Source organism: Microbacterium sp. NPDC090007 (assembly GCF_044748345.1).
In the GTDB taxonomy this organism is placed as follows: Bacteria; Actinomycetota; Actinomycetes; order Actinomycetales; family Microbacteriaceae; genus Microbacterium.
The window spans coordinates 316,387-330,255 of sequence record NZ_JBIVFV010000001.1; the positions used below are offsets into that span (position 1 = coordinate 316,387).

13 protein-coding genes are annotated in these 13,869 nt (G+C 71.3%); 5 read left to right on the plus strand and 8 right to left on the minus strand.

Annotated features, from left to right (window positions below):
• Positions 1-810 carry a protocatechuate 3,4-dioxygenase subunit beta gene (pcaH, locus tag ACIPVB_RS01465; protein WP_400366342.1) on the minus strand — a complete coding sequence of 270 codons (810 nt, stop codon included), beginning with the start codon at positions 808-810 and terminating at the stop codon, positions 1-3.
• 90 nt (positions 811-900) lie between these two features.
• Between pcaH and ACIPVB_RS01470 the strand changes: the two genes are divergently transcribed.
• On the plus strand, positions 901-1,653 hold the full coding sequence (locus tag ACIPVB_RS01470) for an IclR family transcriptional regulator (RefSeq protein WP_400366344.1): 753 nt from the start codon (positions 901-903) through the stop codon (positions 1,651-1,653).
• Between the two features lie 520 nt (positions 1,654-2,173).
• Positions 2,174-3,355 (plus strand): 4-hydroxybenzoate 3-monooxygenase, encoded by a 1,182-nt coding sequence (locus ACIPVB_RS01475; RefSeq protein ID WP_400366345.1) that lies wholly within the window; start codon positions 2,174-2,176, stop codon positions 3,353-3,355.
• A gap of 468 nt (positions 3,356-3,823) precedes the next feature.
• On the opposite strand, the gene ACIPVB_RS01480 is transcribed toward ACIPVB_RS01475, so the two are convergent.
• The 5 genes from ACIPVB_RS01480 to ACIPVB_RS01500 form a co-directional block, all read right to left on the minus strand.
• The gene (locus ACIPVB_RS01480) at positions 3,824-5,275 is read right to left on the minus strand and encodes an amino acid permease (protein ID WP_400368169.1); all 1,452 of its coding nucleotides are present in this window, start codon (positions 5,273-5,275) and stop codon (positions 3,824-3,826) included.
• A 138-nt stretch (positions 5,276-5,413) separates the two neighbouring features.
• Entirely contained in the window at positions 5,414-6,412 is a 999-nt protein-coding gene (gene corA, locus ACIPVB_RS01485) for a magnesium/cobalt transporter CorA (protein ID WP_400366346.1), read from the minus strand.
• A gap of 63 nt (positions 6,413-6,475) precedes the next feature.
• Positions 6,476-6,802: a DUF3140 domain-containing protein gene (locus ACIPVB_RS01490; RefSeq protein WP_400366348.1), complete on the minus strand. Its 327-nt coding sequence runs from the start codon at positions 6,800-6,802 to the stop codon at positions 6,476-6,478.
• Between the two features lie 80 nt (positions 6,803-6,882).
• Positions 6,883-7,791: an EamA family transporter gene (locus ACIPVB_RS01495; RefSeq protein ID WP_400366350.1), complete on the minus strand. Its 909-nt coding sequence runs from the start codon at positions 7,789-7,791 to the stop codon at positions 6,883-6,885.
• Between the two features lie 7 nt (positions 7,792-7,798).
• Positions 7,799-9,070, minus strand: coding sequence for a serine hydrolase domain-containing protein (locus ACIPVB_RS01500; protein ID WP_400366352.1), 1,272 nt, complete (start codon positions 9,068-9,070; stop codon positions 7,799-7,801).
• Between the two features lie 185 nt (positions 9,071-9,255).
• Between ACIPVB_RS01500 and ACIPVB_RS01505 the strand changes: the two genes are divergently transcribed.
• Entirely contained in the window at positions 9,256-9,909 is a 654-nt protein-coding gene (locus tag ACIPVB_RS01505; protein ID WP_400366354.1) for a heme oxygenase (biliverdin-producing), read from the plus strand.
• Positions 9,910-9,924: 15 nt separating this feature from the next.
• On the opposite strand, the gene ACIPVB_RS01510 is transcribed toward ACIPVB_RS01505, so the two are convergent.
• Both ACIPVB_RS01510 and ACIPVB_RS01515 read right to left on the minus strand, forming a co-directional pair.
• Positions 9,925-11,304, minus strand: coding sequence for an ATP-dependent RecD-like DNA helicase (locus ACIPVB_RS01510; RefSeq protein WP_400366356.1), 1,380 nt, complete (start codon positions 11,302-11,304; stop codon positions 9,925-9,927).
• A gap of 9 nt (positions 11,305-11,313) precedes the next feature.
• A complete protein-coding gene (locus ACIPVB_RS01515) occupies positions 11,314-11,799 on the minus strand; it encodes a MerR family transcriptional regulator (protein WP_400366358.1) in 486 nt (161 codons plus the stop codon).
• A gap of 50 nt (positions 11,800-11,849) precedes the next feature.
• On the opposite strand from ACIPVB_RS01515, the gene ACIPVB_RS01520 reads away from it, so the two are divergent.
• Together ACIPVB_RS01520 and ACIPVB_RS01525 are read left to right on the plus strand one after the other, a co-directional pair.
• Positions 11,850-12,683, plus strand: coding sequence for an NAD(P)/FAD-dependent oxidoreductase (locus ACIPVB_RS01520; RefSeq protein WP_400366360.1), 834 nt, complete (start codon positions 11,850-11,852; stop codon positions 12,681-12,683).
• Between the two features lie 41 nt (positions 12,684-12,724).
• Positions 12,725-13,804: a hypothetical protein gene (locus ACIPVB_RS01525; protein WP_400366362.1), complete on the plus strand. Its 1,080-nt coding sequence runs from the start codon at positions 12,725-12,727 to the stop codon at positions 13,802-13,804.
• Positions 13,805-13,869: the final 65 nt, after the last annotated feature.

Sequence of the window (13,869 nt, forward strand, 5' to 3'; positions counted from 1 at the left end):
TCACTCGTCCTGCGCCTCGAAATACGTCTGGTCCGGCCCGTCGACCACGATGTCGAAGCGGTACCCCGTCGCCCACTCGGGCGCGGTCAGGTCATGGTCGTAGACGCCGACGAGGGCGTCGCGGTCCTTCTGCCGGGGGATGGAGTTGTAGATCGGGTCGAGTGCGAACAGCGGGTCGCCCGGAAAGTACATCTGCGTCACGAGGCGCTGCGTGAACGACGAGCCGAACACCGAGAAGTGGATGTGCGCCGGACGCCAGGCATTGCGATGGTTCTTCCAGGGGTAGGGGCCGGGCTTGATGGTGGTGAAGCGGTACTCGCCCCGGCCGTTCGTGATCGCGCGTCCGGCCCCGGTGAAGTTCGGGTCGAGGGGCGCGGGATGCTGGTCGCGCTGGTGGATGTAACGGCCGGCCGAGTTCGCCTGCCAGATCTCGATCAGCTGGTTCGCCACCGGACGCCCCCACGAGTCGAGCAGTCGGCCCTGGACCGTCATCCGTTCGCCCAGGGGCTCCCCGGCGTGCTGCAGGGTGAGGTCCGACTCGATCGCCGCGACGTCGCGCTGGCCGAACGCGGGCGAGAACAGCTCGATGGTCTCGGGGTCGACGAGCTTCGGATTCTTCGTCGGATGCCGCAGCACGCTCGACCGGTAGGCGGGGAAGTCGTGGGCGGTCGCCGCCACCCGCTCCCCGGCGGCCTCGGCCCGTTCGAGCTCGTCGTGGCGGGCGCGGATCTCGCGGACGATCTCGGCCTGCGTCGCCTGGTCGGGCGCGGCGAGCAGCGATTCCGGGGCGGCGGCGGGGGCGTTCGTCATGGGGTCTCCTTCGACCCCTCCATCGTCGGACATCACCGCGCGGCGCGGCCGATCGTTCCCGCTGAATGGGAGTCATGGCATCCTGGGTCCGTGGCGAACTCCCCCTCGGGCGACTCGGTGACCGACCGACTCGTGCGCATCCTCGAGACCTTCACGCCCACGCGCACCGCGCAGACCACCGCCGATATCGGCCGCCGGGCGCGCCTGCCCAGCTCGTCCGCGCACCGCATCGTGAACGAGTTGGTGGATGCCGGCCTCCTCGAGCGCGACGAGGAACGCCGCGTCCGCGTCGGCATGCGGCTATGGGAACTGGCCACCAGGTCGTCCCACGCCCTGCGCCTGCGCCAGGCCGCGCTGCCGTACATGGAACGCGTACAGCAGCGCGTGCGCGAGCACACCCAGCTGGCGATCCTCGAGCAGGACGAGGCACTGTTCCTCGAGCGCTTGAGCGCCCCCGAATCGGGCGCCAACATCACGCGGGTCGCCGGGCGCCTGCCCCTGCACGCCTCGTCGTCGGGACTCGTGCTGCTCGCCTTCGCCCCGCACGATCTGCAGGAGCGCGTGTTCGCGGGCCCCCTCCAGCGGGTCACGGCCGACACGATCGTCGACCCGACGGAGCTGCGCCGCACCCTCGCCGAGATCCGCACGCTCGGCCGCGTGATCGCGCCGGGATACGTCGACGAGGTCTCCACCGGCGTCGCGGTGCCCGTGCGCGACGAGACCGGGGCGGTGATCGCCGCCCTCTCGGTCGTGCTCCCGCGCGACGCCGAGACGCAGTTCGCCCTGGTCGAGCTGCACCGCGCCGCCCGCGACACCGAGCGCGCCCTCGGCTACCGCCGCTGACCCCCCCCTCCCCCCCCTCCCCACCCGTCTCTCCGTTGAGTGTCCACAACACGCCGCAACCGCACGACCCGTCGCGGCATTTCGTGGACACTCGACAGCTCCGGCCCGCCCCGCCCGGCCCCGCCCCGGCCCCGCCCGGCCCCGCCCCGGCCCCGCCCGGCCCCGCCCCGGCCCCGCCCTCCGTTGAGTGTCCACAACACGCCGCAACCGCACGACCCGTCGCGGCGTTTCGTGGACACTCGACAGCCCCGGCCCGCCCCGCCCGGCCCCGCCCCGGCCCCGCCCGGCCCCGCCCGGCCCCGCCCCGGCCCCGCCTCTCCGCCCGCGGCCCGCGCCCACCGCTGCGTCGAGGGTCCAGGACACGCCGCACACCGCGCGACGTGACGGTGTTTCGTGGACGTTCGACGGGGGGCGCGTGAGCGCGACGGATGCCGCACGGCATCCCGATCAATGAGAATGCACGCCCGCACGGCGTGCGGCGCGCGCACCATCGACCACAGCCGCCGTCGAAGGAGACGCCATGACCACCACCGTCCGCACCCGCGTCGCCATCATCGGCGCGGGACCCGCGGGGCTCCTGCTCTCGCACCTGCTCGACGCGGCGGGCATCGCCTCCGTCGTCGTCGATCAGCGCTCGCGGGACGAGATCGAGAGCACCATCCGCGCCGGCATCCTCGAGCAGGGCACCGTCGAGCTGCTGGACACCCTCGGCCCGCACTCCCGCGCCCGCACCGTGGGCCACCGCCACGACGGCATCGAACTGCGCTTCGAGGGAGAGGGTCATCGCATCGACTTCGCGGCATCCGTCGGTCGTGCCGTGTGGCTGTATCCCCAGCACGAGGTGTTGAAGGACCTCATCGCCGCGCGCCTCGCGGCCGGGCAGGATCTGCGTTTCGGCGTCACCGCCGAGGGCATCGCGGATGCCGAGACCGCGCACCCCCGCGTGCGCGCCCACGACGCCGACGGTCGACCGTTCGAGATCGAGGCCGAGTTCGTCGTGGGCTCCGACGGCTCCCGGAGCGTCGCCCGGGCCACCGTCACCGGGTCGAGCCAGGGCGGGTACTTCCGCGAGTACCCCTTCGCCTGGTTCGGCATCCTGTGCGAGGCGCCGCCCAGCAGCGAGGAGCTGATCTACAGCAACTCCCCCGACGGCTTCGCCCTGGTCAGCCAGCGATCCGACACCGTGCAGCGGATGTACTTCCAGTGCGCCCCCGACACCGACACCGCGGCCTCGAGCGAAGACGAGCTGTGGGACGAACTGCAGAAGCGCGTCCCCGGGACGACGCTGAAGCAGGGCCCGATCTTCCAACGCGACGTCTTGCGCTTCCGCAGCTTCGTGGCGCACGCGCTGCGTCGTGGACGTGTGGCCCTCGTGGGCGACGCCGCGCACACGGTTCCACCGACGGGCGCGAAGGGGATGAACCTCGCGATCGCCGACGTGCGCCTGCTCGCCGAGGCCCTGCGGCGCCTGCTGCTCGAGGACGACGAGCGCGGCCTCGACGCCTACCCCGACGCCGCCTCACGGCGCATCTGGAAGGCCCAGCATTTCTCGTGGTGGATGACGAGCCTGTTGCACGCGGCTCCGGATGCCACCGACTTCGACCGTCGCCGCCAGCTCGGCGAACTGCGCACCGTCGTGGAGTCCGAGCACGCCCGCGCCTATCTCTCCGAGGCCTACTGCGGCTGGCCCTTCCCCGACTGACCGCCCCCGCCCCGCCCCGCCCCGGCCCGCCCCGCCCCCGCCCCCGCCACTCTCGAGTGTCCAAGACGCGCCGCACGTCACGAGCCCCTGCGGCGTGTTCTGGACACTCGACGCGGGAGCACGGGTGCGCGGCGCCCCACGGCCCTGTCGAGTGTCCAAGACACGCCGCACATCACGAGCCCCCGCGGCGTGTTCTGGACACTCGACGCGGGAGCACAGGTGCACGTGCGGCGCCCACGGCCCCTGTTGAGTGTCCGAGACACGCCGCATGGCGTGGGCCCCCAGCGGCGTGTTCTGGACACTCGACGCGGGAGCACGGGTGCGCGGCGCCCCACCGCCCTGTCGAGTGTCCAAGACACGCCGCACGGCACGAGCTCCCGCGGCGTGTTCTGGACACTCGACGCAGGAGCACGGGTGCACGTGCGGCGCCCCCGCCGAAGCCGGAGCGCGAGCGCGGAGCCCGCGGGCTCAGTCCTTCGGGCCGCGCGACTGCGGGAACGGGCTCGGCACCACCGGCACCGTGCCCGTGTACCCCTCGCGCTCCGCGGCGAGCGCGGCGATGCGCGTGCGGCACGCGAACCACCCGGCAGTGATGAGCAGGCTCGCCACGATCGCCACGATCAGCGTCGACGGCGAGTCGACGAAGACGAGCACGAGCACCACGAGCAGGAAGGCGAGGGTGAGGTAGCTGGTGTAGGGCGCCCAGAACAGCCGGAACGAGGGACGGACGAGCTCACCGCGATCGGCGAGCTGCTTCAGACGCATCTGGCACACGATGATGGTCGCCCAGGTGACAAGGATGCCGACGGCGGCGACGTTGAGCACGGTCTCGAAGGCGTCGGACGGGTTGACGTAGTTGATCACCACGCCCAGCAGCGCCACCACGGCCGTGATCGCGATCCCGCCGTAGGGCACGCCGGCTTTGTTCATGCGTGCCGCGAACCTCGGCGCCGATCCGGCGACGGCCATCGAGCGCAGGATGCGACCCGTGGAGTAGAGCCCGGCGTTCAGCGAGGACAGGGCGGCGGTCAGGACGACGAGGTTCATGATGACGTCGACGCCGGGGACCCCGATCGAGGCGAAGAACGTCACGAAGGGGCTCTCGTCCGCGGAGTAGGCGGTGAACGGCAGCAGCAGCGACAGCAGCAGGACCGAGCCGACGTAGAAGACCGCGACGCGGAAGATCACCGAGTTGATGGCCCGCGGCATGATCTTCTCGGGGTTCTTCGTCTCGCCCGCGGCGGTGCCGATCAGTTCGATCGACGCGTAGGCGAACACCACGCCCTGCATGAGGATGATGGCGGGCAGGATGCCGTTGGGGAAGAATCCGCCGTTGTCGGCGATCAATGAGAAGCCGGTGGGGGCTCCGGTGGGCGTTCCGAACACGACGAAGAAGATGCCCACGAGCAGGAACGCCACGAGGGCGGCGACCTTGATGAGCGCGAACCAGAACTCCAGCTCCCCGAACACCTTGACCGAGGCGAGGTTGACCGCCAGAACGGTCACGAGGGCGGCGAGCGCCCACACCCACTGCGGGACGGCGGCGATCCACGGCACGTACGTGCCGAAGAAGTTCATGTAGAGGGCGGCCGCCGTGATGTCGACCATCGTCGTGGTGGCCCAGTTGAGCCAGTAGAACCAGCCCGAGACGAACGCCGCCTTCTCGCCGAAGAACTCCCGCGCATACGACACGAAGGACCCCGATGTGGGCCGGTGCAGAACCAACTCGCCGAGCGCGCGCAGGATGAAGAACGCGAAGAGCCCGCACACGGCGTACGAGATGACGATGGCGGGGCCCGCTTGGGCCAGACGACCACCGGCGCCGAGGAACAGGCCGGTTCCGATCGCGCCGCCGATCGCGATCATCTGCACCTGCCGCGCCGACAGGCGCTTGTGGTACCCGCTGTCCTCCAGCTGCATCGTCGAGGTGACGGGCGACTCGACGGCGTCGCCGGGGCGCGAGGGGATCTCGGTCATGCCCCCATCGAACCACTCGGTTCGCGCAACGCCCGTCCGACAAGCGCGGAGGGCACGGGAAGAGCGGTCGCGACGCCGGGATCAGAGCCAGTGCTTGCGCCGGAACGTCAGCCACAAACCGTACGACGTGGCCGCCATCAGGCCCAGCGCCATCGGGTATCCGAACGTCCAGTCGAGCTCGGGCATGTTCTTGAAGTTCATCCCGTAGATCGCCCCGACGAGGGACGGACCGAACAGGATCGCCGCCCATCCCGAGATCTTCTTCACCTGTTCGTTCTGTTCGAGCGAGGTCTCGGTCTGCCGCTGCGTGACGAGCGTGGCGTTGACCGTGAGGGCGTTGTCGAGGATCGCGCGCAGGGCCGTCAGCTTCTCGCACTGACGCAGGACGTGGTCGAGCACGTCGCGCAGCGAGCGCTGCAGTTCGATGTCGACGCCGTACTTGTCGGCCCCGCGCAGCAGGGCCCCGAGCATGTCGCGCAGCGGTTCGGCCGCGCGCTGGAAGTGGATGACCTCGCGGGCGAGCTCGTAGATGCGCTGGGTCAGCTCGGCGCCCTCGGAGCTGAACAGCTGGTCTTCGATCTCGTCGACGTCGTTCTGGATCCCTCGCGCGACGGGGTCGTACTGGTCGACGACCTCGTCGAGGATCGCGTAGAGCACCGCCTCGGGACCACGGGACAGCAGCTCGGGGTTCTTCTCGAGACGTCGTCTCACCTCGGACAGGTCGGGCACCTCGGCGTGGCGTACCGTGACGACGAAGTCCGGCCCGATGAACACGTGCAGCTCGCCGAACTCCACCGTCTCGGTGGCGTCGATGTAGCGCGCCGGGCGCAGCACGGCGAAGAGGTTGCTGCCGTAGCGCTCGAGCTTGGCACGCTGGTGTCCGGTCAGGGCGTCCTCGACCGCGAGGGGGTGAAGCGAGAATTCGGCGGCGACCCGCTCGAGTTCATCGGGCGAGGGGCGCAGCAGCCCGATCCAGGCCATGCCCCCGTGCGCCTCCATGTACTCGAAGGTCTGGTCCAGGCTCGCCGGGTTCTCGATGCGTCGGCCGTCGACGTACACGGCGCTGTCGATGATGGGCATGTCCTCCGTTGTACCGTGCGCGGCTATGACGCGAGCGCAATCCTCACGACATCCTGACGCCGGTCACTTCTGCGGGTCGTTGCCCCAATTCATCAGCGAGTACCGCCAGTCGGTGTCCGTCACGTCGCCTTTCGGGCGTTGGGCGCTGTGGCGCTTGACGTAGCCCACGACTTTCCGCATGTGCGCGTAGTCGTCGTCGGTGAGGTCGGCCTTCTTCTTCTCGAGGATCCGCACGATGTGCCGCCCGCTCTCGTGGCCGGTCGACTCCCCGCCGTCCTTCTTCTGGCCGACGGATTTCGACTCGTCGGTGTCGAGCCATTTCTTCAGTTCGCTCGCGGTCATGTTGACCGCCTCGTCGAAGTCCGCGCGGGTCTGGTCGTCGTCGCTCATACCGTCATCCTCGCCAACGCGGCCCCGCGCCACGGCCCCCTTGCGTCCGCGGCGGGCGATGGCATCCCGCGTTCGCCTCGTCAGCCGACGGGCTCGCTGAGGGGTTCCTCGGCGTCGGGCCCGGGATGCCGCCCGCCGGCGGTGCGACGGGCGGCGGCGAGCACGGCACCGATGCTCGCGGCGATCACGAGGCCGATCCCGATGATCTCGAGCCACGACAGGCGCTGCCCGAGGAGCAGGAACCCGGCGATCGACGCGGTCGCGGGGCCGAGGCTCATCAGGATCGCGAAGGCGGATGCCGCGAGCCGGCGCAGCGCCACCAGCTCGAGGGCGTACGGGATCGTCGACGACAGCAACGCGACCGCGGCGCCCAGCGCGAGGATGTCGAGGCGCAGGAGCGCCGGACCCGCCTGCCAGATCCCGAACGGCAGCGCGATGACCGCTCCCACGGCCATCGCCAGGGCGAGGCCGTCGAGGCGGGGGAACTCCCGACCCACGCGGGCGGAGGCCAGGATGTACAGCGCCCAGCTGACCGCCGCGCCCAGCGCGAACAGCACCCCGAGGGGGTCGAGACGGTCCCATCCGCCCGCGCCCAGCGCGACGACTCCGGCGAGGGCGAGACCGGCCCAGAGCCAGCGCGCGAGCCCGGTCGCGGTCAGGATCGACAGGGTGAGGGGGCCGAGCACCTCGATGGTGACGGTCACCCCGAGGGGGAGGCGTTCGAGGGCCAGGTAGAACAGCCCGTTCATGGATGCCAGCACCAGCCCGAACCCCACGACCGCCCGCCAGGCGGAGCCCGAGTGCCCCGCGAGCCGCGGCCGGGCGATGGCCAGCAGCAGCAGCGCCGAGAAGAGCAGCCGGAGCATGACGATGCCGAGCGGACCCGTCTGCGGGAACAGCATGACGGCGAACGACGCGCCGACCTCCTGGCAGATGAGCCCCACCAGGACGAGGGATGCGGCCGAGCCGGGGCCGCCCCGCCCGGTCACCGCGTCGTCATCCGGCGGGTGGGGCGCAGATCGCGGCGCCGGCGATGGTGTCGCGCATCTGCTCGGCGGTCCAGGGCAGGCCGGCCTCGGGCATGGTCTGTCCGGCCGCGGCGGGGGCCTTGGAGGCGATGGCCGCGAGCTGCCAGGCGAGCCAGGCGCCGGTGTTCTTGTCGCCCGCGGAGTTGTTCAGGACCACGGCCACCGACATCCCCGTCTGGGGGTCGGCGAACGCGCCGACGAGGTAGCCGGGGGTCCACCCGAACTTCCCGATGAGGGAGCCGGCCTGGTAGGCCCCACCGGCCGCGGTGAACCACGTGGGCTGGTCGCCGCCGACGGGCACCGGGGCGGCGAAGCGGTCGTTCTCGGCGGGAAGCAGAGCCCCCGTCGCGAGCGCCTGCGCGTAGCGACCGAGGTCGTCGATGTCGGTGACGGCCCCGGCGGACGCCCCGCCGTAGCTGGAGGACATCGTGCTGAATTCGAGCGGTGCCGCGCAGTCGAACGCACCCTCGCCGTTGGGCTGCGACCAGTGGCCGGTCAGTGACGACGGGCCGGGGGTGGCCGCGGCGGGGGCGGGGATGCCGGTGGCCGCCAGCCCGAGGGGCCCGGTGACCCGCTCGGCGATGACGGTGCTCAGCGACTCGCCGGTCGCCCGTTCGACGGCCAGACCGGCGAGGTCGGCGTTCGTGGCCGACGCCGAGAACGCCTCACCCGGCGCGTTGCGTCGGGGCTGCGAGATGCCGTAGGCGACGAGCTCGCGGGCATTCCACACGCGGTCGGGGTTCTGCAGCACCATGCCGTCGAGGATCGTCGTGTACGAGCCCAGACCCGAGGTGCCGTCGCACAGCTGCCGCAGCGTGATGGCCTCGTAGCCGGGCAGGCCGCTCACCCACGTGGTGACGGGATCGTCCATCGACAGCGTGCCGTCGGCGTCGAGGATGTACAGCGCATCGCACGTCATCGCGCCGGTGACCTCGCCCGCGCGGAAGGTCAGATCGGGGGTCACTTCTGCTCCGCCGGGCGACTGCGTGCCCACGCCCGACACCCAGGTGCCGCTCCAGGGCGCCCAGACGCCGACGATCGCGCCGGTGGACCCCGTGGCGGTGATCGCCGCGGTGACCGCGTCGCGCATCTCGGCGACCGTCGCCTCGGGAAGGGGGCCGTCCACCTGGGTCGGGACGTTCACCGCGACCGGCCCCTCGGCCGTGCAGCCGCTCAGGACGACGGCGAGCACGCCCGCGCCCGCGATCGCGATGGCCGCGGAACGACGCCATCCGCGCATGTGTACCCCCCGCATTTCCGAGCGCGACGAAGTCCGCTCTCGAAAGATTCAAACACACGGCACCTGAGCGAACCCGCCCCTTGCGTCCCTCGGCCGTCACGTCTGCGTCACGACGGGGTGCGCCTACCGATCCGCGGGCCGAATCAGGGGTTAGGTCAGCCTAAGTTTGTGCGTATGATGGCCGCATGAACGCCGTCGCCCCGTTCTCCACGGCTCTGCGCGAACGCTCCAGCGCCGCGCACTCCGCGCGCGAGTGCGACGGGTTCATGACCGACCTGCTCTCCGGTGCGGGTACGCGCGACGACTACATCGCCCTGATCGCCCAGCACTGGTTCCTCTACGCCGCGCTCGAAGACGCCGCGCTCCTCATGCGCACCGATCCGGTGGCATCCGTGTTCGTCCGCGATCACCACTCGCGTCTGCCCGCGCTCGAGGCCGACCTCGCGTTCCTGCTCGGTCCCGAATGGCGCGACCGCATCCACCCGCTGCCCACGACGCAGGCCTACGTCTCGCGCATCCGCCGCGTCGCCGCCACCTGGCCGGGCGGATTCGTCGCCCACCACTACACCCGCTTCGTGGGCGATTTGTCCGGTGGCCCCTCGATCGGGCGACTGATGCAGCGACGCTTCGGTTTCGAGACCAACGGCATCGGCTTCCTGTTGTTCGGCGACATCGCCGATCCCAAAGCCTTCAAGAGCGTCTATCGCGAGCAGCTCGACGCCGCCCCGTGGGACGACGACGAGAAGGAGCGAGTGATCGCCGAGGTGCTCGTGGCCTACCGCTTCACCACCGAGCTGTTCGCCGACCTCACCCGAGCCAAGGCCGCCCGCGTCGCCTGAGCGGTCGCTCGCGGGTCAGGCCTGCCGCGCCGCGGCGTCCTGGCGCGCCAGCCACGCCTGCTTCATGAAGCGCCGCACGTCCTCGTCGACGCGGATGTCGGCCGGGCGGAGGGGCCGCGTCAGATACAGGCCGTCGAGCGAGGTCAACCGACTGAGGGCGACGTAGGTCTGCCCCGGGGCGAAGGCTCCGGCCCCCAGGTCCACCACCGCGCGGTCGTACGTCTTGCCCTGCGACTTGTGGATCGTGACCGCCCAGGCCAGACGCAGGGGGAACTGCGTGAATTCCGCCACGATCTCGCGCGAGAGGTTCTTGGTGCCCGGGTCGTACGCGTAGCGGTATCTCTCCCACACCGCCGGTTCGACATCGTGCGCGATGCCGTCCACCTCGACGCGCACGCTGTCGCCCGCGATGCGTGTCACCGTGCCGATCGTGCCGTTGACCCAGCGCGGCGCCTCGCCGAACTGCGCGCTGTCGTTACGCAGGAACATCACCTGCGCCCCCACCTTGAGAGTGAGCTCCATCTCGGCCGGGTAATTCGCCTCGCCACGGCCGAAGTCGCCCGAGATCTCGGCGTTGGCGGTCTGCGTGCGACCGACGAGCTCGTCGAGGTGGCGGCGGTTGATGGTGTTGACCCGGTCGTTGCGCGTGGCCAGGGTGATGATCGGGTGCTCGCCGTCGGCGGGGTGCGGCGGCGTCCGCGCCCCCGCGGCGTTGAGCACACTCGCCATCTCGGCCGTCACGCGTCCGTAGCGCACCGCGTTCAGCAGCTGCTTGAACCCCGGGTCGGACTGCCGGTGGATCTCGACGAGCTCGTTCACGTGCAGGTCGGCCCCGTGGCGGCCGATGTCGATGAGTCCGTCGGCAGCGGCCTCGCCCGACCACACCTTCGCGTCGAAGAACCAGAACGAGCGGTAGTGGTCGCGGATGTAGCGCATCTCGTCGCCGCGGGGCGGGACGGGGGCGAGCTGATACGGGTCGCCGAACATGACGATCTGGGTCCCGCCGAACGGCTCCGCGCGCCGGCCGCGCGCCTGGCGCAGCGAGCGGTCGATGGCATCCATCAGGTCGGCGTTGACCATCGAGATCTCGTCGATCACGAGGGTGTCGATCGCGTTCAGGATCTTGCGGGTGGCGTCGTTCTGGTCGATGTCGCCGTTGGCGATGAGACCGATCGGCAGGCGGAACAGCGAGTGGATCGTCTGCCCCTCGACGTTCAGGGCCGCCACGCCCGTGGGCGCGCACACCGCGATCTGCTTCTTGGTGTTCCAGGCGAGGTGCTGCAACAGGGTCGACTTGCCCGTTCCCGCGCGGCCGGTGACGAAGACGTGCTCACGCGTGTCCTCGATCAGCCGGAACAGCGCCTGCTGTTCGGCGGAGAGGGGCGGCGTGGTCACCGGTTCATGCTAGTTCGCGCGCGTCGTCGCGGGCGGCGAGGTGGGGACGGGGCCGCCCATCGGATGGGTGCGGTCGAGCAGCCAGTGCGCCTCGCCCGAGAGCACGTCGTCGACGTGGCCGCGGAACCGCGGGCAGGCGGTAATGTCGTGCGCCCGGCAGCGCAACGCGTGTTCGGTCATCGCGCGGGCCTGGGCGATCTCGGCGGCGCGGCGATCGAGTTCGGCGATGTGGGCTTCGAGCACGCGGTGGCGGTCGGGGGCGTCCTCGTCCAGCAGCACCCGGATCTGTTCGAGCGACAGCCCCGCGGCTTTGTTGCGCAGGATCACCGCGATGCGCACGGCAGCGCCGTGGCCGTAACGTCGGCGTCCGGCGGCATCGCGCCCGGGGTGCAGCAGCCCCTCGGCCTCCCAGTGCCGCAGGACGTGGGTGTCCAGACCGAACCGCGCGGCCGCCTCACCGATCGACTCGTCCATCTCGATCCCGCTTGACTTCATGTCGACATGAAGTCACACGATGGACGAGAACACAAGCGGAAGGACCCAACGTGTACGACGCGATCATCATCGGCGGCGGCCCCGCCGGCCTGCAGGCGGCCCTCACGCTGGGGCGCATGCACCGGCGCACCCTGCTGCTGGACTCGGGCGAATACCGCAACGCCACCGTGCGGCACGCGCACAACCTGCTCACCAACGACGGACGCGACCCCGCCGAGATCCGCCGGATCGCCCGCGCCGAGATCGCCGCCTACGACACGGTCGAGATCAGGGATGCCGCCGTCACCGGCGTCGAGCGAGAGGACAACGCCCTCCGGGTCGACGCCGGCGGTGAGGCGCTGCGCACTCACGCGGTCATCCTCGCCACGGGGGTGGCCGACGAGCTCCCGCCCATCCCCGGACTCGCCGCGCACTGGGGCGACACGGTGGCCAACTGCCCGTTCTGCCACGGCCACGAGTTCGCGGGTCGCCCCGTCGCCGTCCTGAACGCCTCACCGCACGCCGCCGTCCTCGCGCGCATGCTCGAGCCCGTGGCATCCGAGGTTCTCGTGATCGACCCGGCCGCGGTGCGCGAGGTCGTCGGCAGGGACGACGGGTTGCGCCTGCACCTGCACGACGGCTCGGCCGTCGAGGTCGCCGGGGCGTTCGCGGCACCGACGTGGCGCGTGCGGGCGGCGTTCCTGGACCGCCTGGACCTGCTGCGGCAGGACAGCGGGGCCCTGCGCACCGACGCCTTCGGGCGCACGAGCGTCGAGGGCGTGTACGCGGTGGGCGACATCGCGCAGCCCGACCATCTTCCCGGTCCCCTGTTCTCGCTCGCCGCCGCCCTCGCCGGCGGGCAGCTCGCGGCCGTCGCGGTGGTGCAGTCGCTCGTCATGGACTGACCCGCGGGCACCGCACAGGCGCCAGTTCCTAGACTGGGTGCGTGGACATTGCCGGCGGGGGCCCCGCGACGCCCAGGGGGGTCGCGGCTGCGTCCGCGCGCCCGGGGCGCGCCCTCGTGGTCATCGCCCTCATCGGAGCGCTGCTGATCGCGGCGCTCGGCGCGGGCGCGGCCTCTCTCTACCGGGAGTTCTACAGTCCGCGCGCCTTCGTGCTGCACTACCTCGAGCTGCTGCAGGACCGCCGCACCGCGGAAGCGCTGGCGGTGCCCGGCGTCGCCGTCGACTCGGCGGAGCTCGAAGCGGCGGGGCTGCCCGCGACGGCGTCCGAGGCGCTGCTGCGCCCCGAGTCGATCGTCGCCCTGACCGATGCCGCGGTCGTCGACGAGACCACCGAGGGCGACCTCACGCGCGTCACGGTGTCGTACACCGCGGGCGGGTACGCCGGTCGGACCACATTCGACGTCCGGCCCGACATCGCGGGCGGCCTGCTGCCGCGGTGGCGCTTCGCCCGCAGCCCCCTCGCGGTGATGGAGCTCTCGGTCGAGGGATCGATGCGCTTCGCCGTGAACGGATTCGAGGTCGACAAGCGTCAGGTCTCGATCGACGGAGCGGATGCCGATCCCTCCGCCGACCTGCCCCTGCTGGTGTTCTCGCCCGGGCTGTACTCGGTCGCCGTCGACACCGCCATCTCGGCGACCCCGGGCGTGGCCGTACTGGCGGATGCGCCGATGGCCGGCATCCCGGTCGACGTGCAGGCCGAGCCCACGACCGAGTTCATCGGTATCGTGCAGCAGCGGGTCGAGGAGTTCCTGAGCTCGTGCGCCGAGCAGAAGGTGCTGCAGCCCACCGGGTGCCCGTTCGGCTTCACCGTGCGCAACCGCATCGACGACGCCCCCTCGTGGTCCATCGTCGAGCAGCCGCAGGTGAGCGTCGTGCCCGACGGAGCGGGATGGCGCATCCCCGACGCCCCGGCGGTCGCGCGCATCGAGGTCGACATCCGCTCGATCTTCGACGGCAGCGTCCGCACCGTCGAAGAGGACGTGGCCTTCACCGTCGACGGCCGGATCTCGGTGCTGCCCGACGGGTCGGCCTCCATCCTCATCGGCGGCTCGGCCGACTGATCGCCCGCCCGCCGCCGTCCGGCCGCCCGCCCCCTGGACACAACGGCAGGCCCTTTCACCGACGC